The 24060-nt window shown below is 56.3% G+C and carries 19 protein-coding genes; 9 read left to right on the plus strand and 10 right to left on the minus strand.

Annotated elements, in window-relative coordinates:
- Positions 1 to 159 precede the first annotated feature (159 nt).
- Both mfd and A6U95_RS21350 read right to left on the minus strand, forming a co-directional pair.
- Complete coding sequence (gene mfd, locus A6U95_RS21345; RefSeq protein ID WP_065685923.1) at positions 160 to 3636, minus strand: transcription-repair coupling factor; 3477 nt, start codon at positions 3634 to 3636, stop codon at positions 160 to 162.
- 342 nt (positions 3637 to 3978) lie between these two features.
- A complete protein-coding gene (locus tag A6U95_RS21350) occupies positions 3979 to 4959 on the minus strand; it encodes a threo-3-hydroxy-L-aspartate ammonia-lyase (protein ID WP_065685924.1) in 981 nt (326 codons plus the stop codon).
- 244 nt (positions 4960 to 5203) lie between these two features.
- On the opposite strand from A6U95_RS21350, the gene lolC reads away from it, so the two are divergent.
- Genes lolC through cobB form a run of 5 tightly spaced genes read left to right on the plus strand, consistent with a single transcriptional unit; the run spans position 5204 to position 10169 of the window.
- Complete coding sequence (gene lolC, locus A6U95_RS21355) at positions 5204 to 6406, plus strand: lipoprotein-releasing ABC transporter permease subunit LolC (protein ID WP_065685925.1); 1203 nt, start codon at positions 5204 to 5206, stop codon at positions 6404 to 6406.
- Positions 6399 to 7103, plus strand: coding sequence for a lipoprotein-releasing ABC transporter ATP-binding protein LolD (gene lolD / locus A6U95_RS21360; RefSeq protein WP_024485237.1), 705 nt, complete (start codon positions 6399 to 6401; stop codon positions 7101 to 7103). The genes lolC and lolD overlap by 8 nt, the downstream gene beginning before the upstream one ends.
- A complete protein-coding gene (gene lolE, locus A6U95_RS21365; RefSeq protein ID WP_024531139.1) occupies positions 7103 to 8350 on the plus strand; it encodes a lipoprotein-releasing ABC transporter permease subunit LolE in 1248 nt (415 codons plus the stop codon). Before lolD ends, lolE begins: the two co-directional genes overlap by 1 nt.
- A gap of 52 nt (positions 8351 to 8402) precedes the next feature.
- Positions 8403 to 9320 carry an N-acetylglucosamine kinase gene (gene nagK, locus A6U95_RS21370; RefSeq protein WP_065685926.1) on the plus strand — a complete coding sequence of 306 codons (918 nt, stop codon included), beginning with the start codon at positions 8403 to 8405 and terminating at the stop codon, positions 9318 to 9320.
- A gap of 9 nt (positions 9321 to 9329) precedes the next feature.
- Positions 9330 to 10169: a Sir2 family NAD+-dependent deacetylase gene (gene cobB / locus A6U95_RS21375; protein ID WP_065685927.1), complete on the plus strand. Its 840-nt coding sequence runs from the start codon at positions 9330 to 9332 to the stop codon at positions 10167 to 10169.
- A 184-nt stretch (positions 10170 to 10353) separates the two neighbouring features.
- Here the strand turns inward: cobB and potD are convergent, their stop codons facing one another.
- The 4 genes from potD to potA form a co-directional block, all read right to left on the minus strand.
- The gene (potD, locus tag A6U95_RS21380; protein ID WP_065685928.1) at positions 10354 to 11400 is read right to left on the minus strand and encodes a spermidine/putrescine ABC transporter substrate-binding protein PotD; all 1047 of its coding nucleotides are present in this window, start codon (positions 11398 to 11400) and stop codon (positions 10354 to 10356) included.
- 118 nt (positions 11401 to 11518) lie between these two features.
- Positions 11519 to 12295, minus strand: coding sequence for a spermidine/putrescine ABC transporter permease PotC (gene potC / locus A6U95_RS21385; RefSeq protein ID WP_021804693.1), 777 nt, complete (start codon positions 12293 to 12295; stop codon positions 11519 to 11521).
- Positions 12292 to 13152: a spermidine/putrescine ABC transporter permease PotB gene (potB, locus tag A6U95_RS21390; RefSeq protein WP_024485242.1), complete on the minus strand. Its 861-nt coding sequence runs from the start codon at positions 13150 to 13152 to the stop codon at positions 12292 to 12294. Before potB ends, potC begins: the two co-directional genes overlap by 4 nt.
- Positions 13136 to 14242: a spermidine/putrescine ABC transporter ATP-binding protein PotA gene (gene potA / locus A6U95_RS21395; RefSeq protein ID WP_065685929.1), complete on the minus strand. Its 1107-nt coding sequence runs from the start codon at positions 14240 to 14242 to the stop codon at positions 13136 to 13138. Before potA ends, potB begins: the two co-directional genes overlap by 17 nt.
- Before the next feature lie 333 nt (positions 14243 to 14575).
- Between potA and pepT the strand changes: the two genes are divergently transcribed.
- Positions 14576 to 15808: a peptidase T gene (pepT, locus tag A6U95_RS21400; RefSeq protein ID WP_065685930.1), complete on the plus strand. Its 1233-nt coding sequence runs from the start codon at positions 14576 to 14578 to the stop codon at positions 15806 to 15808.
- A 402-nt stretch (positions 15809 to 16210) separates the two neighbouring features.
- Here the strand turns inward: pepT and A6U95_RS21405 are convergent, their stop codons facing one another.
- The 3 genes from A6U95_RS21405 to phoP form a co-directional block, all read right to left on the minus strand.
- Positions 16211 to 17332 (minus strand): cupin domain-containing protein, encoded by a 1122-nt coding sequence (locus A6U95_RS21405; RefSeq protein ID WP_065685931.1) that lies wholly within the window; start codon positions 17330 to 17332, stop codon positions 16211 to 16213.
- An 80-nt stretch (positions 17333 to 17412) separates the two neighbouring features.
- Positions 17413 to 18870, minus strand: a complete 1458-nt coding sequence (gene phoQ, locus A6U95_RS21410; RefSeq protein ID WP_065685932.1) for a two-component system sensor histidine kinase PhoQ — start codon at positions 18868 to 18870, stop codon at positions 17413 to 17415.
- Between the two features lie 5 nt (positions 18871 to 18875).
- Positions 18876 to 19547 (minus strand): two-component system response regulator PhoP, encoded by a 672-nt coding sequence (phoP, locus tag A6U95_RS21415; protein WP_021804688.1) that lies wholly within the window; start codon positions 19545 to 19547, stop codon positions 18876 to 18878.
- A 352-nt stretch (positions 19548 to 19899) separates the two neighbouring features.
- On the opposite strand from phoP, the gene A6U95_RS21420 reads away from it, so the two are divergent.
- The 3 genes from A6U95_RS21420 to A6U95_RS21430 are packed head-to-tail and all read left to right on the plus strand — an operon-like array spanning position 19900 to position 23192.
- Positions 19900 to 21150 (plus strand): nucleoside permease, encoded by a 1251-nt coding sequence (locus tag A6U95_RS21420; RefSeq protein WP_065685933.1) that lies wholly within the window; start codon positions 19900 to 19902, stop codon positions 21148 to 21150.
- A gap of 51 nt (positions 21151 to 21201) precedes the next feature.
- Positions 21202 to 22221, plus strand: coding sequence for an ADP-ribosylglycohydrolase family protein (locus A6U95_RS21425; RefSeq protein ID WP_065685934.1), 1020 nt, complete (start codon positions 21202 to 21204; stop codon positions 22219 to 22221).
- Positions 22218 to 23192, plus strand: a complete 975-nt coding sequence (locus A6U95_RS21430) for a PfkB family carbohydrate kinase (protein WP_065685935.1) — start codon at positions 22218 to 22220, stop codon at positions 23190 to 23192. The genes A6U95_RS21425 and A6U95_RS21430 overlap by 4 nt, the downstream gene beginning before the upstream one ends.
- Here the strand turns inward: A6U95_RS21430 and A6U95_RS21435 are convergent.
- Positions 23179 to 23943: a GntR family transcriptional regulator gene (locus A6U95_RS21435; RefSeq protein WP_065685936.1), complete on the minus strand. Its 765-nt coding sequence runs from the start codon at positions 23941 to 23943 to the stop codon at positions 23179 to 23181. The genes A6U95_RS21430 and A6U95_RS21435 overlap by 14 nt on opposite strands.
- Between the last annotated feature and the right edge of the window lie 117 nt (positions 23944 to 24060).

Here is a 24060-nt window from a genome sequence, read left to right on the forward strand (position 1 = left end):
ACGGGAAGAAGTCGATCGTAATTCTCTCACTGCTAATTTACGAACAAAATGGAACAGACAATTCGTAAAAAATACCATCTAACTATTTGAAAAATATAATAAAAATTAGTTATAATTCCTTAACCCTTTGGGAAAGTTAGGGTGAGGGGACATTGACCATCAAGCGGCCAAAGTATGCTCTCTGAACGCCGCCAGCAGTTCGCCGATAAACTTCAATCGTTCGGCCCGGTCGCTAAGATCCAACATAAACTTCAGCTTGGTCGGCCCATCCAGGCGGTAAACCTGCGGTTTGCTTTGCAGCAAGCCAATCAGATAACCTGGATCGACCCGGTTTTTATCGCCAAACTCGATAAAGCCCCCGCGCTCGTTGCCTTCGATACGCTTGATCCCCAGTATCTGCGCCTGTTGACGCATCGCCGCGCTTTGCAGCAGATTACGTGCTGCATCCGGCAGCAGGCCAAAGCGGTCGATCAGCTCAACCTTCAGTTCCTCCAGCTCACCCTCATTTTTAGCGCTGGCAATGCGTTTATAGAAGGATAAACGGGTATTCACGTCCGGGATAAAGTCATCGGGCAGCAGCGCTGGCATGCGCAGTTCCACTTCCGTCTGATTGCTGGTGAGATCTTCCAGCGAAGGCTCACGCCCGTTCTTCAGGGCGTCGACGGCGCTTTCCAACAGCTCCATATACAGCGAGAAGCCCACTGTGGTCATCTGGCCGCTTTGGTCTTCTCCCAGCAGTTCCCCAGCACCACGGATTTCCAAATCGTGGGTAGCGAGCGCGAACCCGGCCCCCAAATCTTCCAGCGTGGCAATCGCCTCCAACCGCTTGTGTGCGTCAGTGCTCATGACCTTCGGGTTTGGCGTTAACAGATAAGCATAGGCCTGATGGTGAGAACGCCCGACGCGGCCACGCAGCTGATGCAACTGTGCCAAGCCAAAGCGGTCGGCCCGTTCGATAATGATGGTATTGGCGCTGGGGATATCGATGCCGGTTTCGATAATGGTGGTACAGACCAGCACGTTGAAGCGCTGGTGGTGGAAATCGTTCATCACCCGTTCCAGATCGCGTTCCCGCATCTGGCCGTGGCCAATGGCAATCCGCGCTTCCGGCACCAGCTCCGCCAGGCGTTCGGCGGCTTTATCGATATTCTCAACGTCGTTATACAGGTAATACACCTGGCCGCCACGCAGTACCTCACGCAGGATGGCCTCGCGCACCACCAGGCTGTCGTACTCGCGGACAAAGGTTTTCACTGCCAGACGGCGGGCCGGTGGGGTAGCAATGATCGACAGATCGCGCATGCCGCTCATGGCCATATTCAGGGTGCGCGGGATTGGCGTGGCGGTCAGCGTCAGGATATCAACGTCGGCCCGCATTGCTTTGATGCGCTCTTTGTGGCGTACGCCAAAGCGGTGTTCTTCATCGACAACCAACAACCCCAGATCTTTCCAGCGCAGATCGCTCTGCAATAGCTTATGGGTGCCAATGAGGATATCCACTTTGCCTTCGGCTGCCTCTTCCAGGATCTGTTGCTGCTCTTTGGCACTGCGAAAACGCGACATCATTTCGATGCGGATTGGCCAGGTGGCAAAGCGATCGCGGAAGTTGTCGAAGTGCTGCTGTGCTAACAGTGTCGTCGGCACCAGTACCGCGACCTGCTTACCGTTCTCGACGGCCAGGAAGGCGGCACGCATCGCCACTTCAGTTTTACCAAAGCCGACGTCGCCGCACACCAGACGATCCATCGCCAGCGGCTGGCACATATCGCTCAGCACCGCGTTGATGGCCTGTTCCTGATCTGGCGTGGTCTCAAACGGGAAGGTCTGGCAAAACAGTTGATACTGGTCACGATTATGCTTGAACGCAAAACCGCTCTTGGCGGCACGTTGGGCGTAAATATCCAACAGCTCGGCGGCCACGTCACGCACGCGTTCGGCGGCTTTCTGCCTGGCTCGAGACCAGACATCCCCGCCGAGCCGGTGCAGTGGAGCGTTTTCGTCGGCTCCACCGGCATAGCGGCTGATCAGGTGCAGGGAAGAGACCGGCACGTACAGTTTGTCCTCACCGGCGTAGGAGAGGATCAGGTATTCCGCTTTGATGCCCCCGGCTTCCAGCGTCGTCAGGCCAACGTAGCGGCCAACGCCGTGTTCCAGATGCACCACCGGCTGCCCTGGGTGCAGCTCTGCCAGGTTGCGGATCAGGGTATCGGTATTGATGGTGCGGCGATTATCCTGCCGACGGCGGCTGACGCGCTCACCGAGCAGATCGCTTTCACAAATCAACGCCCGGTCACGCAGCGTATCCAGGAAGCCACGCTCGGAGGCGCCGACCATCATGTAGCGGCCCGATGCTTCGACCTCATCCAGATGATGGATCAGGCTGGTACTCAGCTTGATGCGGCCAAGCAGATCTTGCAGGGTTTCGCGGCGGCCTTCACTCTCTACTGAGAAGACCACGCCCCCGGTGAAGCTTTCAATAAAGCGTCGCAGATTATCCAGTGGGGCCTTCTGCTGGGCCTGGACGGCGAGATCCGGCAGGGTTTGATAGCCAAGGTTGGTGCAACCGGCTTTGGCGGGCAGCTCCTCGGTTTTCAACGCCATTCGCGGCCAGGCTTTCAGCTCGGCAAATAGCGCATCGACCCGCAGCCAAAGGGTATCCGGGGCCAGCAGCGGCCGCATCGGATCGATCCGCCGGTTCTCATAGCGTTGATTGACATCAAGCCAGAAACGCTCGGCGGCGCCTTCCAGGTTGCCGGTGTTGACGAGCAGCGTATTGGCTGGCAGATAGCTGAACAAGGAGGGCAGCGGCTGGCTGAAGAACAGCGGTTGCCAGTATTCGATACCGGCAGGCCAGGTGCCTTTACTCACTTGCTGATAAATATGTTCGGCGTCGCGACGCACTTCAAACTGTTCACGCCATTGGCTGCGGAACAGCTCAATGGCGGCCTTATCGGTCGGGAACTCGTGCGCTGGCAGCAGGTTGATGGCTTCCACTTCGCTCAACGTGCGTTGGTTATCCACATCAAAGGTGCGCAGGCTGTCGATCTCGTCGTCGAAAAAGTCGATGCGATAAGGCTCTTCGCTGCCCATGGGATACAAATCCAGCAACGCACCGCGCGTAGCAAATTCGCCATGTTCCATCACCTGATCGACGCTGCGGTAACCGGCCTGTTCCAACTGTGCCCGCAGCAGATCCCGCGACAGCCGTTGGCCCTTTTTCATCACCAACGCATGGCCATGCAGAAACTCATGCGGGCAGACGCGTTGCATCAGCGTATTCACCGGCAAAATGATGATGCCGCGTGCCATGGTCGGCAGATGATACAGGCTGGAAAGCCGCGCCGAGATGATTTCCTGATGGGGCGAAAAGCTATCGTACGGCAGCGTTTCCCAGTCGGAAAGGGTGGTCACCATCTGATCGGTAAACTGCTGGATTTCGTCACGCAACCGCAATGCATTTTGCATATCCGGGGCGATGAGCATCACCGGGCCGGGATGGCGTTCGGCGATTTCCGCACATTCAACGGCACAGGCAGAGCCGGTGAGTTGCCCTAGCTGGCGTAAATCGCCCGCGCGGTCAGGAAGAGAGTAACGGTAGGACGATGCGGAGCTGCGGCTTTTATCAGAAATGCTCATTCAGTTATCTTTAATCAATGAATTGAATAACAGTTTTTGTGGTGTTCACCGTGGCGCTTGACGTGTGAATACCACAAAATCCTGTTTACCTGGCGTTTGGCTAAAGCTAATCCGTTTTCCCTCACCTCAACCCTCTCCCCATGGAGAGGGAGCGGTGTTGCGATTAGGAACGGAGTATGGCTGTGGCACATTCGGTTCCCTCTCCCTCTGGGAGAGGGTTAGGGTGAGGGGACCATCAAGTGGTTCAAGCCCATCACCTTTTACCTTGGTTATACTAGCCTAGCAGCTTATAAACTGACACTGGTAAAAGCGCGAGCAAGCTTCCTGTTGGCGGTAATTTAATCAATTCTGCGCCATGGCGAGATACTGGCCGATTTTATCGACGTCCACGTTGCCACCGCTGACGATCACCCCGACTTTTTTGCCCCGCAGATCGATGACCTGATTCATCGCCGCAGCGGCAGCCAGGCAACCGGTCGGTTCGACTACTATCTTCATCCGCTCCATAAAGAAACGCATTTGCTGGCATAGCTGTTGGTCGGTCACCGTCAGGATATCTTCCACATAGTGTTGAATGATCGGGAAGGTGAGATTGCCCACCTGTTGGGTTTGCGCGCCGTCGGCAATGGTTTTTGGTACCGGGATCCACACTTTTTCACCGCTGCGGAACGCCTGTTGCACATCGTTGCCCGCTTCGGGTTCGACGCCAAATACCCGGCAACCGGGCGACCAGTGATGTGCCGCAATGGCGCATCCAGAGAGCAATCCGCCGCCACCGGTACAAACCAGCAGAATATCCAACGGGCCAACTTCTTCGATCAGCTCTTTAGCTGCGGTGCCTTGGCCTGCCATCACCTGCGGATAATCGTAAGGTGGGATCACCGTTAAGCCCTGTTCCGCCGCTAACCGTTGGGTGATGGCTTCCCGGTCTTCGGTTTGCCGCTGATAGATCACCACGTTAGCTCCGTAGCCGCGGGTTGCCGCCAGCTTGGCAGCGGGGGCGTCATGTGGCATCACAATGGTGACGTTCACCCCAAGCTCACGGGCCGCCAACGCCATGGCCTGCGCATGGTTACCGGATGAGAAGGCTATCACTCCGGCCTGGCGCTGGGCCGGAGCCAATTGGCTGATGGCGTTATAGGCACCACGGAATTTAAAGGCCCCAATGCGCTGGAAATTCTCGCACTTGAAAAAGAGCTGGGCACCGGCGATCTCATCCGCCTGGCGGGAAGTCATTACCGGTGTGCGGATCGCGTGGTTTTGCAGGATTTCGGCCGCTTTGGCAATATCGGCGGCGGTGATGCAGTGGGGCTTAACGGTCATGACTACCTCATGTGGTTGGCATTGATTCGTTCAGTCTATTAATTTGCCCGTTGTAAACGGATTGTCAAACGGTTAAACGGCTGTCAGCGGAAACAACCGTGTCATCAGGAAGGTCAAAATCCGGCATTTTCTGTAAACCCGTGCAAACATGATGAATAAAACCGGCCGGGTGGTTCCATAAACCCGGTAGAGCCTTTATTATCCTTGATCACTTTGCTTAAGCTACGGCAACAAAACGGATTTCATGTATCAACCTGTCGCGTTATTTATTGGCCTGCGTTATATGCGCGGGCGAGCCTCAGACCGCTTTGGGCGGTTTGTTTCCTGGCTATCCACCATTGGCATTACGCTGGGGGTGATGGCGCTGGTGACGGTGCTTTCAGTGATGAATGGCTTCGAGAAAGATCTCGAAAACAACATCCTGGGGCTTATGCCGCAGGCACTGATCACCAGTAAACAGGGCTCCATCAACCCTGAACAGCTGCCAGCCTCTGCCGTGCAAAACCTGCATGGTGTCACCCGAGTCACCCCGTTGACTACCGGCGATGTGGTGCTGCAAAGTGCTCGCAGCGTGGCCGTTGGCGTCATGTTGGGGGTTGACCCGCAGCAGCCTGATCCGCTGACGCCTTATCTGGTCAACGTTAAACAGCAACAGCTGCAACCGGGCGAGTACAACCTGATTATCGGTGAGCAACTTGCCGGGCAGTTGGGCGTCAAGCGTGGCGATCAACTGCGTCTGATGGTGCCGAGCGCCAGCCAGTTTACCCCGATGGGCCGCATCCCGAGCCAACGTCTGTTCACCGTGATTGGTACCTTCCACGCCAATAGTGAAGTGGACGGCTATCAACTGCTGGCGAACCAGCAAGATGCTTCACGTCTGATGCGTTACCCAGCGGGTAATATCACCGGCTGGCGTTTGTTCCTGCAACAACCGTTGAGCGTTGACACCCTTAGCCAGCAAACGCTGCCGGAAGGCACCCAGTGGAAAGATTGGCGCGAACGCAAGGGCGAGTTGTTCCAGGCGGTGCGCATGGAGAAAAACATGATGGGGCTGCTGCTTAGCCTGATCGTGGCAGTGGCGGCATTCAATATTATTACCTCGCTGGGCCTGTTGGTGATGGAGAAGCAAGGCGAAGTGGCCATTCTGCAAACCCTGGGCCTGACGCGGCGGCAGATCATGTCGGTCTTTATGGTGCAGGGGGCCAGCGCCGGGATTATCGGCTCGCTACTGGGAACGCTGTTAGGCGTTCTGCTTGCCACCAATCTGAACAACCTGATGCCGATCCTTGGCGCGTTGATCGACGGGGCTTCTCTGCCGGTGGCGGTTGACCCTATCCAGGTGACGATCATTGCCGTAGTGGCGATGGCGGTCTCGCTGTTATCCACGCTTTACCCTTCATGGCGCGCTGCCGCCGTACAACCCGCTGAGGCTTTACGTTATGAGTAACCATCCTTTATTGCAGTGTGAGCGCCTGTGTAAAACCTATCAGGAAGGCAACCTGCATACCGACGTGCTGCGCAATGTCAGTTTTGCCATGCAACCGGGCGAGATGATGGCGATCGTCGGCAGCTCGGGGTCTGGTAAAAGTACTTTGCTGCACCTGCTGGGGGGGCTGGATTCGCCCACCTCGGGTGAGGTGATCTACAAAGGGCAGTCGTTGAACAAGCTTTCTTCTACTGCCAAAGCTGAACTGCGCAACCGCCAGCTCGGCTTTATCTATCAGTTCCATCATCTGCTGCCAGATTTCACCGCGCTGGAGAACGCCGCGATGCCGCTGCTGATCGGCGGCATGAAACCGGCGCTGGCGAAGGAAAAGGCGCTGGAGATGCTGGCGGCCGTGGGCTTGGAAAAACGTAGCAAACATCGCCCGTCCGAGCTCTCCGGCGGCGAACGTCAGCGCGTGGCGATTGCCCGGGCGTTGGTGAATAACCCTTCGCTGGTATTGGCGGATGAGCCTACCGGCAACCTGGATAAACGCACCGCAGACAGCATCTTCGATTTGCTGGGCGAATTGAACGTACGTCAGGGCACCGCATTTTTGGTGGTCACCCACGATCTGCAACTCGCTAAACGCCTGAGCCGCCAGTTGGAAATGGCAGACGGCCATCTACAGGCGCAACTGACCCTGATGGGGGCCGAGTAATGAGCGCTTCGCCACTTTCATTGCTGATGGCGCTGCGTTTTAGCCGTGGCCGGCGGCGCGGCGGCATGGTTTCGTTAATCTCGGTGATCTCCACCATCGGCATCGCGCTGGGCGTTGCGGTGCTGATCGTGGGGCTGAGCGCAATGAACGGCTTCGAACGTGAACTGCAGAACCGTATTCTGGCGGTGGTGCCGCACGGTGAGATCGAACCGGTCAAGCAACCGTTCACCGGCTGGCCGGAGATCCTGCAACGAGTCGAAAAGGTACCGGGCATTTTGGCTGCGGCACCCTATATCAACTTTACCGGGCTGATGGAAAATGGTGCTCAGCTACGTGCCGTGCAGGTAAAAGGGGTCGATCCTGCGCAGGAAAAACAGCTCAGCGCGCTGCCAAGTTATGTGCAGGGCGATGCCTGGGCTAACTTCAAAAGCGGTGAGCAGCAGGTGATCCTGGGCAAAGGGGTGGCTGACGCTCTGGGCGTGAAGCAGGGCTCTTACGTCACAGTGATGATCCCCAATAGCGATCCTGAGATGAAACTGTTGCAGCCGAAGCGTATTCGCCTGCATGTCACCGGTATTCTGCAACTTAGCGGCCAGCTCGATCACAGTCTGGCCATGGTGCCGTTGGCAGATGCCCAGCAATATCTGGATATGGGTGACAGTGTCACCGGCATCGCCATCAAGGTCAACGACGTCTTCGCCGCTAACAAGCTGGTGCGTGACGCTGGGGAAGTCGCTGATGCCACCGTCTATATCAAGAGCTGGATTGGTACCTACGGCTTTATGTATCGCGACATTCAGATGATCCGCGCCATCATGTATCTGGCGATGGTGCTGGTGATTGGCGTAGCCTGTTTCAATATCGTTTCCACCCTGGTGATGGCCGTGAAGGACAAGAGCGGCGACATTGCCGTGCTGCGTACGCTGGGGGCCAAAGACGGCTTTATCCGCGCCATCTTTGTCTGGTATGGCCTGTTGGCCGGGCTGGTAGGTAGCCTTAGTGGGGTAGTGGTTGGAGTGATTGCCTCGCTACAACTGACTAATATCATGAAAGGTATCGAAAAGCTGATGGGCCACTCTTTCCTGTCTGGTGACATCTACTTTATCGATTTCCTGCCGTCCGAGCTGCACTGGCTTGACGTGGCGATCGTACTGGGTACGGCAATCGTGCTTAGCCTGCTGGCCAGTTGGTATCCGGCCAGACGTGCCAGCCGCATCGATCCGGCCCGCGTATTGAGCGGGCAGTAATAAAAACCTGGGGCCAGTAGCGGGCCCCATTTTTTTACCCTGAGGGCGAGTTATGTACTACGGTTTCGACATGGGCGGCACCAAGATTGAACTTGGGGTGTTCGACGCTAATCTGCAACGTATCTGGCAAAAGCGGGTGCCGACGCCGCGTGACGACTACCGGCAACTGCTGGCGGTATTACGCGATCTCACCCATGAGGCCGATGCCGTCGGTGGTACGCAAGGGTTGGTGGGCATAGGTATTCCCGGGCTGCCAAATGAAGATGGCACCTTGTTTACCGCCAACGTCCCGGCCGCGATGGGGCAGCCGCTGCCTCGCGATCTGAGCGCGCTGATTGGCCGTGAGGTCAAGGTCGATAACGACGCCAACTGCTTCACGCTCTCGGAAGCTTGGGACGAAGAGTTTCGCCATTACCCGACGGTGCTGGGTATCATCCTGGGTACCGGAGTTGGTGGTGGTTTGATCGTTAATGGTAAAGTGGTCTCTGGGCGTAACTTTATCACCGGAGAGTTTGGCCATTTCCGCTTGCCTGTGGATGCGCTGGAGGTGCTCGGGCGTGATATTCCTCGCGTTCCCTGTGGCTGCGGCCATGACGGTTGCATTGAGAATTACATCTCGGGCCGCGGATTTGAGTGGATGTACGCGCATTTTTATCAACAACAGTTGCCAGCGCAGCAAATCATTGCGCATTATCAGGCCGGTGAGCCACAGGCCGTGGCGCACGTAGAACGTTTTCTGGATGTCCTGGCCATTTGCCTGGGCAACCTGCTGACCATCATCGACCCCCACCTGGTGGTGATTGGCGGCGGCTTATCGAATTTTGCCGCAATTTATCAGGCGTTGCCCCAGCGTTTGCCCACCCATTTGTTACGGGTAGCCAAACTGCCACGCATCGAGAAGGCGCGCTATGGCGATGCCGGTGGTGTTCGCGGGGCAGCGTTCCTCAATTTGGTGGAAAGTCATAAATAAGGAGAGTTCATGCACACTCGCCATCGGTTGTGTCAGTTTCGCAAGAGTAAGCATGTGCGGCATCAGCGTTTTCGCTCGCGGATATTCCAACGCGATACCATGGCGGCGGCAGAGCTGAAAAAGCCGTTTGTTGTGGTGCTGACGGGGGCTGGGATCTCTGCCGAGTCTGGCATCCGTACTTTCCGCGCTGCCGATGGGCTGTGGGAAGAGCACAAGGTGGAAGATGTCGCTACCCTGGACGGTTTTCAGCGCGATCCTGCCTTGGTGCAGGAGTTTTATAATGCGCGCCGCCGGCAGCTGCAGCAGTCGGATATTGGCCCTAATGCGGCTCATCGTGCGCTGGCCGATTTGGAAGAGTGGTTGGGTGAGGAGAACTTCCTGCTGGTCACGCAAAATATCGACAACCTGCACGAGCGGGCCGGTAGCAAACAGGTGCTGCATATGCACGGCGAGCTGCTGAAAGTGCGCTGCACCAGTTCTGGGCAGGTGGTGGAATGGTTGGGAGACCTGAGCGTGGAAGAACGTTGCCACTGTTGCCAGTTCCCTGCGCCTCTGCGGCCCCACGTGGTGTGGTTTGGTGAAATGCCGTTGGGCATGGATGAGATTTACGCCGCGTTGGCCAAGGCCGATTTCTTTATTGCGATTGGCACTTCTGGCAATGTTTACCCGGCGGCAGGTTTTGTTCACGAGGCACGGTTGGGCGGGGCTTATACCATGGAGCTGAACCTGGAGCCGAGCCTGGTGGAAAGCCAGTTCGAAGAGAAGCATTACGGCCCGGCCAGCGAAGTGGTGCCACGCTTTGTGCACAAGTTCCTGATGGGCAAGGTCGAGCGGGCGGATAAACCGTAGCAGGAAGTTGGGGGGAGATTGGTGCTTGCCCCTCACTTGAACCCTCTCCCGCCGGGAGAGGGTTCAAGTCCGCTATCAGTTATAGAAACTTACCTGGACATGGGGGATACAGATTGAACGCGAGATCTGACCATGCCACTTTAGCAGCTCCCTCTCCCTGTGGGAGAGGGAGCTGCTGAGGGGATCAGCGTCCGGCTTTTAGCTGCTGGAAGTAGGTCTCATACAGCGTACTGGTATCGCCCACATCGTTTTGCCATTCACCGTTCTCAATCACCGCATTATCTGGATACAGCGATTTGTCGTTGGCGATCTCTTTAGGCAACAGCTTTCTCGCGGCCAGATTGGGGGTAGGGTAACCGATGGTTTCCGCCACCTGCACCGCGATCTCCGGGCGTAGCAGGAAGTCGATCAGCTTCAACGCTCCCTCGACGTTCTTGGCATTAGCCGGAATAGCCAGGCTATCCATCCAGAAAATACCGCCTTCTTTCGGCCAGACGATCTCCAGTGGGGTTCCAGCCTGGCGTGCGACATAGGCCGAACCGTTCCACACCATGCCTAGATCGACTTCACCTTCCATATACGGATTGCCGGGGTTATCAGAGTTAAACGCCAGCACGTTTGGCATCAGCGTCTTGAGCTCGTTATAGGCAGCCTCGATCTGTTTAGGATCGGTGGTATTGCCCGAATAACCCAGCTTACGTAGCGCGACCTGGAACACTTCACGCGCATCATCGGTGAGCAGCACGCGGCCTTTGTATTCCGGTTTCCACAGATCGGCCCAGGCGGTTACGGTGCTGGCATCAATGGCATCCGTATTGACGCCAATGGCGGTTGCCCCCCAGATATAGGGAATGGAGTAATCGTTGTTGGGATCGAACGGCTTGTGTAACAGGTTGGGATCGAGATCGTTAAAGTGGCTGAGTTTGCTTTTGTCGATCTTTTGCAGCATCCCTTCCTTGCTCATCTTGGCGATGAAATAGGTGGAAGGGACTACCAGATCGTACGCGCCGTCCCGGTAGGTTTTCAGCTTGGCGTACATGCTTTCGTTGGATTCATAGGTGGAGTAAATCACCTTGATACCGGTTTCTTTGGTGAACTGTTCCAGCAGCCCAGGCGGGACATACTCGGTCCAGTTGTAGAAATAGAGCGTTTTGCCGTCGTCCGCGGCGTTTGCCGAGCCAAGGCTCAGTGCCATCATCCCGGCTGCGAGCAGATGTGACCACTTTTTCATGGTGCGGATCCTTTAGCAGTGCGTGTTTTTACAGTATAGCGTGATGCGCGATACCCCAGAGAGTGGCCATTATAGGTGGCGTACCCAGTGGGGTAAAGGCGCTTATCCCGTTGGCAAATCAGTGTTTTTGCCGATCGCGCAACAGCAGTTGGCTGGTCAGTACCAGCGCTAGCGATAACACCAGCAGAATGGTCGCCAGGGCGTTAACTTCAGGAGATACGCCGACTTTCACCATCGAATAGATCTTCAACGGCAAAATCTCGTAGCTTGGCCCGGTCACGAACGAAGAGACCACGACATCATCCATCGACAGCGTGAAGCTTAGCAGCCAACTGGCGGCGACGGCGGGCATCGCCAGCGGCAGGATGATTTTACGCAGGATCACCATTTCGCTGGCACCCAGATCGCGTGCGGCCTCCAGCATCTTGACGTCAAAGCCCTTCAGGCGCGCATAGACGGTGACCACCACAAAGGGCAGGCAGAAGGTGATATGCGAAAATAACAGCGACCAGAAGCCCAACGAGACCCCCAGCAGCATAAACAGCACCAGCAGCGAGATGGCCATGACGATATCCGGCGACATCATCACCACAAACAGCATGCCACCGACGAAGGGTTTCCCGCGGAAGCGATAGCGATACAATGCCACCGCCGCCAAAGAGCCGATCATGGTCGCAAAGCTGGCGGAAAGCACCGCCATGGTCAGCGAGTGCCCAGCGGCCTGCAACAGGCTGTCGTTGTTCATCAACATGCTGTACCAGTGGGTGGTAAAACCCCGCCAGTTGATGCCAAAGCGCGAGGTGTTGAACGAGTTAACGATCAGGATCACGATGGGAATATAGAGATAGGCGTAAATCAGGCTCATAAAGCCACCGCGCAACAGGCGTCCGATCATTCCAGCTCCCCCTTTTTGTTCAGCAGCTTGGCGGCCCGGTAATAGATCCACAGCATCAGCCCCATCACCAGCGTCAGGCAAATGCTGGTGGCGGCACCAAACGGCCAGTCACGGATATTCAGGAACTGGCTCTTGATGACGTTACCGATCAGCAGGTTTTTGGCTCCGCCCATCAGGTCGGCCACGTAGAACAGCCCCATAGCGGGCAGCAGCACCAACAGGCAACCGGCGATAATGCCTGGCATAGTCAGCGGAATGATGATGCGGATAAAGGTTTGCAGCTTGCTGGCCCCGAGATCGCGGGCCGCTTCCAGGCAGGATTTATCCAGCTTTTCCAGGCTGGAGTAGAGCGGCATCACCATAAATGGCAGCAAAATGTAGACCAGCCCCAGCACCACGGCGCCAGAGGTATACATAATGCGTAACGGCGTGTCGATGATTCCGGCCCACATCAGGAACTCGTTCAGATAGCCGCGGGTGCTGAGAAACAGTTTCAGGCCATAGATACGGATCAGCGAGTTGGTCCAGAAGGGCACAATCAGCAGGAACAGCAGCAGCGGGCGTACTCTTTGCGGCAGGCGAGCCAGAATAAAGGCAAAGGGATAACCCAGCAGCAGGCAGCACAAGGTGGCGATCGCCGCCATGTTCAGCGAGTGGAGCATCACTTGGCCATACAGGGGATCAAACAGCCGGGTGTAATTATCCAGAGTGAACACCATCTGCACCAGATTGGCATCGTCACGGGTGAGGAAACTGGTGCCGATGATCATCAGGTTCGGCAGAAAAACAAACAGCACCAGCCAGCCGACGGTGCCGCTGATCACCAGGTTTTGCAGCAAATTACGCGATTTCTTCATCGGCCAGCACTACCTCCCAGCTTGCAACCCAGGTTATCGCCATCTTCTGGTTTAACGAGTGGTCAAAGTCAGGATCGTCTTCATTGAAGAACTCGCTGACCATCACCATCTTACCGTTTTCCAGTTCAACCACCGATTCTAGCGTCATGCCTTTATAGTTGCGTTCGCGCACGTAGCCGATCAGGCCATCTATCTGCTCGCTGTCGTTCACCTCTTCAACGCGCAGATCTTCCGGGCGCAGTAGAACTTTCAGGGATTGCCCAGGCTCAACCGGGAGATCGGCGTAGATATCACACTCACGGCCTTCTACACGAGCGCGCACCCGCTGTGGATCGATACGATGTAGCACTACCGCATCAAAGATATTGATCTCACCGATAAAGCTGGCGACAAACAGGTTCTTGGGCTCTTCGTAGATTTCCCGTGGGGTACCGTCCTGTTCTATTCGCCCGTCGCGCATCACCACAATCCGATCGGACATGGTCAGCGCCTCTTCCTGATCGTGCGTGACGAACACAAAGGTGATGCCCAATTGGCGCTGTAGCGCCTTCAACTCGTTCTGCATCTGCTTGCGCAGCTTGTAGTCCAGTGCCGAAAGCGACTCGTCGAGCAGCAACAGTTTAGGTTTATTCACCACGGCCCGGGCAATCGCGACCCGTTGCTGTTGCCCACCAGACAGTTGATGCGGGCGGCGCTGAGCGAACTCGTCCAATTGCACCATGCGCAGAGCTTCCTCCACGCGCGGTGTTAGCTCCGCCTCTGGGGTTTTCTGCATGCGCAGGCCAAAGGCGACATTTTCAAACACGGTCATATGGGGGAACAGGGCATAGCTTTGAAACACGGTGTTAACGTGCCGATGCTCGGCCGGGATGGCGGTGATGTCTTGCCCGTCGAGCACGATCTGCCCGTGGTCGGCATTTTCCAACCCGGCAATCAGCCGCAGCACGGTGGTTTTCCCGCAGCCGGAAGGGCCAAGCAGGGTCAGGAATTCACCATCGTTAATCTCAAGGTTGAGATCGCGAATGATCTCTTTGCCGTCAAAGCTTTTACTCAGGGCGTTCAGTGTAACCAAAGAGGATTGTTCAGTCATTTTAGTGTCTCTATCCCGTACGGTGGTGCAGATAGAACCGCCGCTGGAAAAGACTGCGCGAGCTTACGGGAGTGACCCGTCAGGTACTGAAGCTCAAAGCCAGCGGCGCCGATCAAAAATTTAAGAGGGCGCATGATAGACGCTGAATCCGGTAATTGAAAGCCAAACAGCCCATAAATCATGCCAGTTGGCCGATTTTTGCGTCGGTAGTTACCCTATTAAACCATCACTTGCTTTAATGATTTGTGTTAAATCTGATTATTAATGACCTGTCTCAATATTTGATCCGGATCGGTTCCGCATAATGAAACGCGAAATTCTGAGGGCGGAACCATGGATAAACTACTAGATCGCTTTTTTAACTACGTCTCATTTGACACACAGGCTAAAGCGAACGTCAAACATGTGCCTAGTACCGAAGGGCAACTGAAGCTGGCGCGTGCGTTGCAACAGGAAATGATTGGGCTGGGGTTTGAACGGGTATCGCTAAGCGAACATGGCTGCGTGATGGGCACGCTGCCTGGCAATGTGAGCTGGCCAGTGCCGGCCATTGGCTTTATTTCTCACCTTGATACCTCACCCGATTTTTCGGGTAAGCATGTGACACCGCAGGTAGTGGAAAACTATCGCGGCGGTGACATTGCCTTAGGTATCGGTGATGAAGTGTTATCGCCGGTGATGTTCCCGATTTTGCATCAGATGCTGGGGCAAACGCTGATCACCACCGACGGCAAAACGCTGTTGGGGGCTGACGATAAAGCCGGGATTGCCGAGATCTTGACCGCGATGGTGCGGCTAAAGCAGCAAAAAATACCTCACGGCGATATCCGCGTGGCGTTCACGCCGGATGAAGAAGTGGGCAAGGGAGCGCATTTCTTTGACGTTGCCGCGTTTGATGCCGCGTGGGCTTACACCGTTGATGGTGGTGGAGTTGGTGAGCTGGAGTGTGAAAACTTCAATGCAGCGGCAGTGACGGTGAAAATCGTCGGTAATAACGTACATCCTGGCAGTGCCAAAGGGGTGATGGTGAACGCGCTGTCGTTGGCAACCCGTTTCCAACAGGAGTTACCCGCCGAGGAAACACCGGAGCATACCGAGGGGTATCAGGGCTTTTACCATCTCAACAGCATCAAGGGGAACGTCGAACGTGCCGAGATGCACTACATCCTGCGGGATTTTGAGCGTGAAGGCTTTGAGGCTCGCAAGCGCAAGATGATTGAAGTCGCGCAAAAGGTTGGCCGTGGTTTACCACGGGATTGCTACATTGAGGTGGCGATCGAGGATAATTACTACAACATGAGGGAGCAGGTGGCCGAGCATCCTCATGTGATTGAGTTGGCACAGCAGGCGATGCGGGACTGCGATATTGAGCCGGTGATGAAGCCGATCCGCGGTGGTACCGATGGTGCACAGCTGTCCTTCAAGGGGCTGCCTTGTCCAAACCTGTTTACCGGCGGCTATAATTTCCATGGCAAGCATGAGTTTATTACGCTGGAAGGGATGGAGCAGGCGGTGGCGGTGATTATGCGCATTGCCACTCTGAGCGCCGAGCGCGCTAAACGGTAGTTTTTTGCATTAACAAAGGCCCCTCACCCTAACCCTCTCCCAAAGGGCGAGGGGACCGAATGTGCTACCACTTTGCTTTGGCACTAAGCCTAGACCTCAACGGCGTTACAGATTAATTACTGTACCAGACTACAACGCCATACCAGCTCCTTCTCCCAAAGGGCGAGGGGACCGAATGTGCTACCACTGGGCTTTGGCACTAAGCCTAGACCTAAACGGCGTTACAGATTAATTACTGTACCAGACTACAACGCCATACCAGCTCCTTCTCCCAAAGGGCGAGGCGACCGAATGTGGCACTAAGCCTAGACCTCAACGGCGTTACAGAGTAATTACTGTACCTGACTATAACGCCATACCAGCCCCCTCTCCCTGTGGGAGAGGGTTGGGGTGAGGGGCGTCCTAGTCGTTAAAATACCAGTAACCGCTGTTAATCAACGCCGTCAGCAGGGCCAGGAACGACGGATCGTCCACCGCGTCGCCCAGCAAGGTGGCATCAACGCTGGCGTGCTGGCACAGCGCATCGGCGGCTTGCAGATGTTCGGTGTCGATTAGCTCACCGTTGACAAAGCATTGGTCGCCAACGCGCAGCACGCGTAACCCACCCAAACGTTGTAATGGCTCACCCTGTTGCAGTAACTCATAGATTTCACCGGCCTGATAAGGCGGCTCTGGCGGCGCGATGTCCAGCTCGTGCCGCGATTGCGAAATAAACTCGCCAAACCAGTTCTGGAAGTGCTCCGGCTGCTGCACCAGCTCCAGGATCATCCCGCGCAGTGCATCAACCTCATGGGGGAGAACCATCGCCGGGTGATCGCGCAGCGCGATATCCGGATCGGTGTAACGCTTGCTGCCCAACTCGCGCGCTAGCACGTAGTCGGCATAGCCACTCACCATCTCGCGGCCATTCGGCGCGCGGAAGCCGACGGAATAGTTGAGCGAGTTTTCCAGTGAGTAGCCTTCATGCGGGAATCCCGGTGGGATATACAGAATATCACCAGGCTCCATCTCTTCATCAATGATGGCGTCAAACGGCTCTACCTGTAATAGGTCAGGGTGCGGGCAGTGCTGCTTCATCGGCACTTTTTCGCCCACGCGCCAACGGCGGCGGCCAGTACCCTGGATGATGAACACGTCGTATTGATCGAGATGTGGGCCAACGCCGCCGCCCGGTACCGAGAACGAAATCATCAGATCGTCCATGCGCCAGTCCGGCAGCTTACGGAACGGTTGCATCAGGGCACTGGAAGGCTGATGCCAGTGATCAACGGCCTGCACCAGCAATGACCAGTTGTTCTCGCCCAGATGGTCGAAACTTTCGAACGGGCCGTGGCCAACCTGCCAGCGACCTTCCTGATGGCTCACCAGGCGGCTGTCCACCTCGTTCTCCATGGCCAACCCGGCCAGCTCATCCGGGGAAATCGGATCGATAAAGTTGTTAAAACCACGCTTGATAATTACCGGGCGCTTTTGCCAATAGCGTTGCAAAAAGTCGTTCCAGTCGAGATCTAATTGGTAATCCATGTTCTATTCCAGGATAGAGTGAGCCTGCAGGGATTATAACGGAAGTTAGGCCCCGTGGATCGGGGCCTGAGCGATAGAATTTAATCGTGATGGTGGGAGTCGTGCTGGCGGGAGAAGGTGACCTCCATCCGTGCTCCACCCAGCGGGCTGTCGCTGATGGTAATTTGCCCGTCATATTGCTCGATGATCTCGGCGGCGACCGACAGGCCAATCCCCTGGCCGGGGCGCAGAGTATCGACGCGTTGGCCGCGTTGGAAGATCAGCTCACGCTTGCTTTCCGGGATGCCGGGGCCGTCGTCATCAATGACGATCGTCAGGTATTTGTCCGAGTGCAGCGAGGTGATCTCCACAAACTCCAGGCAATATTTACAGGCGTTCTCCAGCACGTTGCCCATCACCTCCATAAAGTCGTTTTTTTCGCCCATAAAGGTGACTTCTGGTGAGATATCGAGGGTGATGACTACCCCTTTACGCTGATAGACCTTGTTCAGTGCCACGCTGAGGCTGTCGAGCAGGGCAGAAACCGAATGGATCTCGCGGGTCAGCACGGTTTGACCAGAGTTGATGCTGGCCCGATGCAGGTAATAACCAATCTGCTGCGAGATACGGCTAATCTGCTCGAGCATGATCGGCTCGACTTCTTCGATGGTGGTCTGCTTGCTGGAACGCAGCGAGCGCAGGGTGGTCTGCAATACTGCCAGCGGGGTTTTCAGGCTATGGGTGAGGTCGGACAGCGTAGTGCGGTATTTGGTGTAGCGCTGACGCTCGTTGCGCACCAGGATATTCAGGTTCCGTACCAAGCCACGTAGTTCACTGGGGGGATTTTCATCCAGCTGCTCGCGCTCGCCGTTTTCCAATTCACCGACCTGGGTTATCAGCGCCTTGATCGGCCGCAAACTCCAATACGCAGCTAGCCATAGCAGAGGCACGACCAGTAGCAGGTTGGCCAGCAGTACGTAGCTGAACCATTCCCACACCACATCCGAGCGTTGCAGCTCCTGCGGAATGCTGTCGACTACCACAATACTCAAGGCGGGCAGGCGTGGGGTGGCGGCATAGGTATTGACGGCCACCGAGTGGGTTAACGCCTCATGGTCGGTATCGTCATAGTCTTTCAGCTGATCCTGGGCCTTGGGGTTGTCGCCCAGCACTTCGCTACTGACGCGGGTGTCAGTATCTATCTCATAGAAACCGGACTCTTGCAGCCACTCTTTCTGGATCCGTTTTTCCAGTTCCGGCACCGAGCGCTGGCTCCACAACAGGTTGCCTTTTTCGTCGTAGATAAACACCAGCGTTGGGGAGTTGAGATCGAGATCGGGCGGGATGGCAATGGTCAGCTTCTGGTCTTTCCACTGCGCCAGGCTGAAGAACAGGTTGCTCTCACCGCGCAGCAGGCGGAAGGCGGTTTTATCAAAGCTGACGATATAGCCGACGACCGCAACCAGCCCGTAGGACAGCGACAGCGCCAGGATCACCCCGGCGGTGGCCATCAGAAAGCGGGCGCGCAGTGAGAAGGGCTTTTTATCTCTGTTGAACATTATGCTCACTTGGCATCGAAACGGTAGCCCTGACCACGTACGGTGGTGATCACTTCCTGTGGGTATTCGGCCTGTAGCTTTTTACGCAGGCGGCCCATTAATACGTCGATGGTGTGGCTTTCGCGCAGTTCGGCATCCGGGTAGAGTTGCAACATCAATGAGTCTTTGCTGACCACTTTACCCGCGTTACGGATCAACGTTTCGATAATGGTGTACTCAAAGGCCGTCAGTTTGATTTGCTGTTCGTTGACGCTCAGCTCACGGCGTGAGAGGTCGATCTGGAATGGCGGCAGTACGATCACCTGTGAAGCCAGGCCGCTATTGCGGCGCATCAAGGCCTGCATGCGGGCAATCACTTCTTCCAGGTGGAAGGGCTTGGTGACGTAATCATCGGCACCGGCTTCCAGCACCGCCACCTTATCCTGCCAGCTTTCACGGGCGGTCAGCACCAGGATCGGCAACTTCATCTGGTTGGCACGCCAACGGCGGATCAGGCTCAGGCCATCTTCACCCGGCAACCCTAGATCGACAATGGCGATATCAGGCGCATGTTCCTGCAGAAAATAGTCAGCTTCTTTGGCATCTTCTGCGGCATCAACCTGATGCCCCATTTCGCGCATTTGCACACTAAGATGGTGGCGCAATAGGCCATTGTCTTCAACAACCAGTACTCGCATGGTACAGACTCCTGTTGTTTAGGCGGGTGCAACACCAGGCACCCACACTGAAAAGGTTACACGCTGTTGCCACGTTGTGGTAACGCGCATTAGCTGACCATTCCCTGATCGCTTGATTCTGTCATCCATTGATTATCGGCAATGGCTGATAAACGCAGGATAAACAGCGCAGTGCCAAAGGTAAACAAAACTTAAACAAAGCCTGACTGCCGGAAGTGTGAGCGGGATCGCTGCAAAGGGCTAAAGGTATCATTAAGGTATTATATAGGTATCGTAATGATGCTAATACCAGGAACCCTACACCGCTTTCCCGAGCCGATGCCGGGAAGGTAGCCAGCAAGGATACATAATAATGAAACGTCCTCATCTGAAGCTGTCTGTCATGATGTTTATCGAGTGGTTTATCTGGGGAGCGTGGTTTGTTCCCCTATGGCAATACCTCAACAAACTGGGCTTTACGCCGGGCGAAATTGCCTGGTCGTACAGCAGTACGGCGATTGCGGCAATCCTCTCGCCGGTGCTGGTTGGCGTTATTGCCGATCGCTACTTCGCCGCGCAAAAAGTCTTGGGCTGGTTGCATCTGGCAGGTGGGGTGCTGATGTTTATCATCGCCTGGCAAACCACCTTTGCCACCTTCTTCCCGCTGCTGGTGATTTATGCCATCACCTATATGCCGACCGTGGCGCTGACCAACAGCATCGCCTTTGCCAACATTACCGATACCGAGAAAGAGTTCCCTCGCATCCGCGTACTGGGCACTTTGGGGTGGATTGCCTCCGGTCTGGTGGTGGGCTTTATGCTGCCGTCGCTGCTGGGTTTAGGCAATATTTCCGATAGCAACCTGCCGTTAATCATTACCGGTGTAGCCTCGATCGCGCTCGGTTTATACAGCTTTGTGCTGCCCAATACGCCAGCCAAAGGCACTGGCCCGGTGGATATCAAGGCGTTACTGGGCTTGAACGCGCTTGGCCTGCTGAAGGATCGCTCATTTGCCACCTTCGCCCTGTGCTCGTTCCTGTTCTGTATGCCGTTGGCGTTTTACTACCAGTTTGCCAATGGCTATCTGACGCAGGTTGGGCTGCCGAATGCCACAGGCTGGATGACGCTGGGGCAGGTCTCGGAAATCTTCGCCATGCTGGCGCTACCGTTGCTGCTCAAGCGATACGGCATCAAGAAGGTGCTGCTGCTGGGCTTTGTGACCGCAGCGATCCGCTATGTATTCTTTATCTACGGCGGCACTGCCGACGTCTGGGCCTACAGCATGCTGTTCCTGGGTATTTTGCTGCACGGCGTCAGCTACGATTTCTATTTCGTGACCGGCTATATCTACGTCGACAAAAAAGCGCCGCCGCATATGCGTACCGCTGCTCAGGGCCTGATCACCCTGATTTGCCAGGGATTAGGTAGCTTTATTGGTAACTGGCTCGGGGGCCGGGCGATGACCACTTTCGCCCTTGAACAACCGCGAGACGGTATGACGTTTGACTGGTTTGCCGTGTGGGGCGTGGGTGCGGTGATGGTGGTGGGCGTCATGCTGCTGTTCCTGCTGTTCTTCCGTGAACGCAGCGACAATATCACCCCGATTGACGTGGCACGGTCTTAATTCGTTGCGCCGGGCGTGTTGCCCGGCAAGGTAAAAATTCAGGAGAAACAGATGAAGCAGTTAACCCAGGAACAACGCGTGGTGGGCGCACTTTATGGCCAAATGCTGGGCGATGCGCTCGGCATGCCTTCCGAGCTGTGGCCGCGTGAGCGGGTTAAGCGCCACTTTGGCTGGATCGACCGCTTCCTCGACGGCCCGGCGGAAAACAGTGCCGCCTGCTATTTCACGGCAGCGCAGTATACCGATGATACCTCGATGGCTCTGGCACTCGCCGACGCCTTGATCGAGGCCGACGGTGAAGTGGTTCCGGAGCTGATTGCCCGCAACGTGATCCGCTGGGTCGATAGTTTTGATGCCTTCAACAAAAACATCCTGGGTCCGAGTTCCAAACTGGCGCTGGGGGAGCAGAAGAAGGGCGCGCCGATTAGCAATTTGGAAAATAACGGTGTGACCAACGGTGCGGCGATGCGGGTTTCCCCGTTGGGTTGTGTGCTGCCTTCTGCGCCGTTGGAGCAGTTTTGCCAGCAGGTCTGGCTGGCCTCCAGCCCGACGCATAAATCCGATATCGCGGTTGCCGGTGCGGTGGTGATTGCCTGGGCGGTTGCCAAGGCGGTCGAAGGGGCCAGTTGGGCAGAGATCCGCCTGGCGTTGCCGGGGGTGGCAGATTACGCTCAGCGCCGCCAGAGCACCACCTTCAGCGCGTCTTTAGCGGCGCGTATCGAACTGGCCTTCCAGGTAGTCGAACAGGCTGGCGGTACCGAGCAGGCCTCCGAACGGGTCTACCAACTGGTTGGCGCAGGGGTCAGCACCATAGAATCCGTACCGGCCGCGTTGGCGATGGTCGAACTGGCGCAAACCGATCCTACCCGCTGTGCGATCCTGTGCGCCAACCTGGGCGGTGATACGGACACGATCGGCGCGATGGCCACGGCGATCTGCGGTGCCTTGAACGGTATCGACGCGTTTGACGCGGCCATGTTGGCAGAATTAAAGCGGGTGAATCCGCTGGATATTAACCACTACGCGCAGGCCTTTCTCCGTTTCCGCCAGCGCTGGCAGGAGGCTGAATGAGTAACGAAAGACGCGAGTTATTACAGACGCTGACCCAGGGCGGTTGGTATCAACAGTGCCCGGTGACGGTGATTGGCGCAGCGGTGATGGATATGGTAGTGAGCGCCGATGCCTTGCCGGTACGCGGTGGCGACGTGTCGGCCCAGATGCAGGGGCTGCATTTAGGGGGCTGCGCGCTGAATATTGCCGTGGCTCTGCGCCAGTTGGGCATTACCAGCCGCAATCTGCTGCCGGTGGGTGAAGGTGTGTGGGCGGAGCGTTTGCGTAGCGAGATGGCGCAGCGCGGCGTGAGTTCCGATCTGCAAGTGGGTGGTGAGGATAACGGCTGGTGTCTGGCGCTGGTCGAGCCGGACGGTGAGCGCACCTTTATCTCTATCGATGGCATAGAGAACCAGTGGCAGCCAGAGTGGTTGGCAGACGTGACGCCACAAAGCGGGCTGGTTTACCTTTCCGGTTATCAACTGGGTGCCAGGCAGGGCCACGTGCTGGTGGATTGGCTGTTACGCCTGCCCGAACAGGTTCGAGTGGTGCTGGATATTGGCCCGCGCATCGACGTGATGGCGGAGAGCCTGCTGCAACGCCTAATCCGCCCTGGTGTGATCCTGACGCTAAACCAGCGTGAAGCCCAGCACCTTGGCATGCAGGAAGATATTGCCGGTTTTTGCCAGCAATTATGGTTAACCACCGGGCAACTGGTGATTGTGCGCTGTGGTGGGGAAGGCGGATATTACTTTGTCGGGCCAGAGGATCATGGTTGGATCGCCGCTAGCCAGGTCAAAGTGGTAGACAGCATTGGTGCTGGCGATAGCCACAGCGCCGGCTTGCTCGCCGGATTGGCACTGGGCCTGACCGCCCGCCAAAGCATGACGCTAGCCAATAGCATCGCCGGTTACGTGGTATCGCAGGCCGGTGGAGATTGTGCGCCAACCCTGGCCCAGCTCCTGGCCAGCGAGGAACTCAATCCTCGCTGATAAACTCGTACATGTCGCTGCGGCAGAAGCTTTCGCTGTATTCGATGGGCTTTTTCCGGCTGTCGAACAGCGTTTGCTTGATGATCAGCAGCGGCATGGGTTCTTTCAGCTGTAGCGCTTGCAGGGTTTCACCGTCGCTCATGGCGGCGCTGACCTGGCTACGCAGCGATCCCAACTCCACGTTGTTCAAACGGAAGTAGTCATACAGAGAAACGCCAATATCATCAACGTTGGCTATCGCCTCCGCCACCACATAAGACACCGCCACCGACATGGGGCGCTGATCGATAAAGTGAATACGTTTGAGTTTGTACACCGGCGTATGCTCGGCCAGCGACAGCTTCTCGGCCAGTGTGCTATCCGCCGGGATTTGCTCACGGCTGATCCACATGGTGTCCGGCTTGCGCCCTTGTAGCATCACTTCACGTGAAAATCCTTTCACATCCGCCAGCGAATAGGCCAGTTTAGGTTGAGCCACGGTATTTTGAATGAAGGTGCCATAGCCCCGCGAACGGCCGATAATGCCGTCCTGCTCCAGGCAGGCCAGGGCTTTGCGTACCGTAATGCGCGAGATCCCCAGCCGTTCGGTGAAATGGCGCTCACTGGGCAGAAAATCCCCTTGGCTCAATATGCCAAGCTCAATGCCCTGTCGTATCGATTCGTTAAAGCGCAGGTAGAGCGGCATAGCGCCAGCGCTGGTCAGATCGTGTTGCAGTTTGTCCAGCAGGCGCTGGTTGGGATCCGTGCTCATAGACGACCGAAATCCTGTAGCCTCAATGCGATAGCTTATTTAAGGTGATTTCGTCGGGCGGTGCAACCGTGCAGGACGAGATTGGTGGAAATGGTTGGGCCTGGCAGACCAGGCCCG

This window comes from Serratia sp. 14-2641 (assembly GCF_001692375.1).
In the GTDB taxonomy this organism is placed as follows: Bacteria; Pseudomonadota; Gammaproteobacteria; order Enterobacterales; family Enterobacteriaceae; genus Chania; species Chania fonticola_C.

Excerpts from the sequence above, each read along its gene's own strand:
- mfd (WP_065685923.1), bottom strand. The coding sequence starts at position 3,636 with ATGAGCATTTCTGATAAAAGCCGCAGCTCCGCATCGTCCTACCGTTAC.
- A6U95_RS21350 (WP_065685924.1), bottom strand. The coding sequence starts at position 4,959 with ATGACCGTTAAGCCCCACTGCATCACCGCCGCCGATATTGCCAAAGCG.
- lolC (WP_065685925.1), top strand. The coding sequence starts at position 5,204 with ATGTATCAACCTGTCGCGTTATTTATTGGCCTGCGTTATATGCGCGGG.
- lolD (WP_024485237.1), top strand. The coding sequence starts at position 6,399 with ATGAGTAACCATCCTTTATTGCAGTGTGAGCGCCTGTGTAAAACCTAT.
- lolE (WP_024531139.1), top strand. The coding sequence starts at position 7,103 with ATGAGCGCTTCGCCACTTTCATTGCTGATGGCGCTGCGTTTTAGCCGT.
- nagK (WP_065685926.1), top strand. The coding sequence starts at position 8,403 with ATGTACTACGGTTTCGACATGGGCGGCACCAAGATTGAACTTGGGGTG.
- cobB (WP_065685927.1), top strand. The coding sequence starts at position 9,330 with ATGCACACTCGCCATCGGTTGTGTCAGTTTCGCAAGAGTAAGCATGTG.
- potD (WP_065685928.1), bottom strand. The coding sequence starts at position 11,400 with ATGAAAAAGTGGTCACATCTGCTCGCAGCCGGGATGATGGCACTGAGC.
- potC (WP_021804693.1), bottom strand. The coding sequence starts at position 12,295 with ATGATCGGACGCCTGTTGCGCGGTGGCTTTATGAGCCTGATTTACGCC.
- potB (WP_024485242.1), bottom strand. The coding sequence starts at position 13,152 with ATGAAGAAATCGCGTAATTTGCTGCAAAACCTGGTGATCAGCGGCACC.
- potA (WP_065685929.1), bottom strand. The coding sequence starts at position 14,242 with ATGACTGAACAATCCTCTTTGGTTACACTGAACGCCCTGAGTAAAAGC.
- pepT (WP_065685930.1), top strand. The coding sequence starts at position 14,576 with ATGGATAAACTACTAGATCGCTTTTTTAACTACGTCTCATTTGACACA.
- A6U95_RS21405 (WP_065685931.1), bottom strand. The coding sequence starts at position 17,332 with ATGGATTACCAATTAGATCTCGACTGGAACGACTTTTTGCAACGCTAT.
- phoQ (WP_065685932.1), bottom strand. The coding sequence starts at position 18,870 with ATGTTCAACAGAGATAAAAAGCCCTTCTCACTGCGCGCCCGCTTTCTG.
- phoP (WP_021804688.1), bottom strand. The coding sequence starts at position 19,547 with ATGCGAGTACTGGTTGTTGAAGACAATGGCCTATTGCGCCACCATCTT.
- A6U95_RS21420 (WP_065685933.1), top strand. The coding sequence starts at position 19,900 with ATGAAACGTCCTCATCTGAAGCTGTCTGTCATGATGTTTATCGAGTGG.
- A6U95_RS21425 (WP_065685934.1), top strand. The coding sequence starts at position 21,202 with ATGAAGCAGTTAACCCAGGAACAACGCGTGGTGGGCGCACTTTATGGC.
- A6U95_RS21430 (WP_065685935.1), top strand. The coding sequence starts at position 22,218 with ATGAGTAACGAAAGACGCGAGTTATTACAGACGCTGACCCAGGGCGGT.
- A6U95_RS21435 (WP_065685936.1), bottom strand. The coding sequence starts at position 23,943 with ATGAGCACGGATCCCAACCAGCGCCTGCTGGACAAACTGCAACACGAT.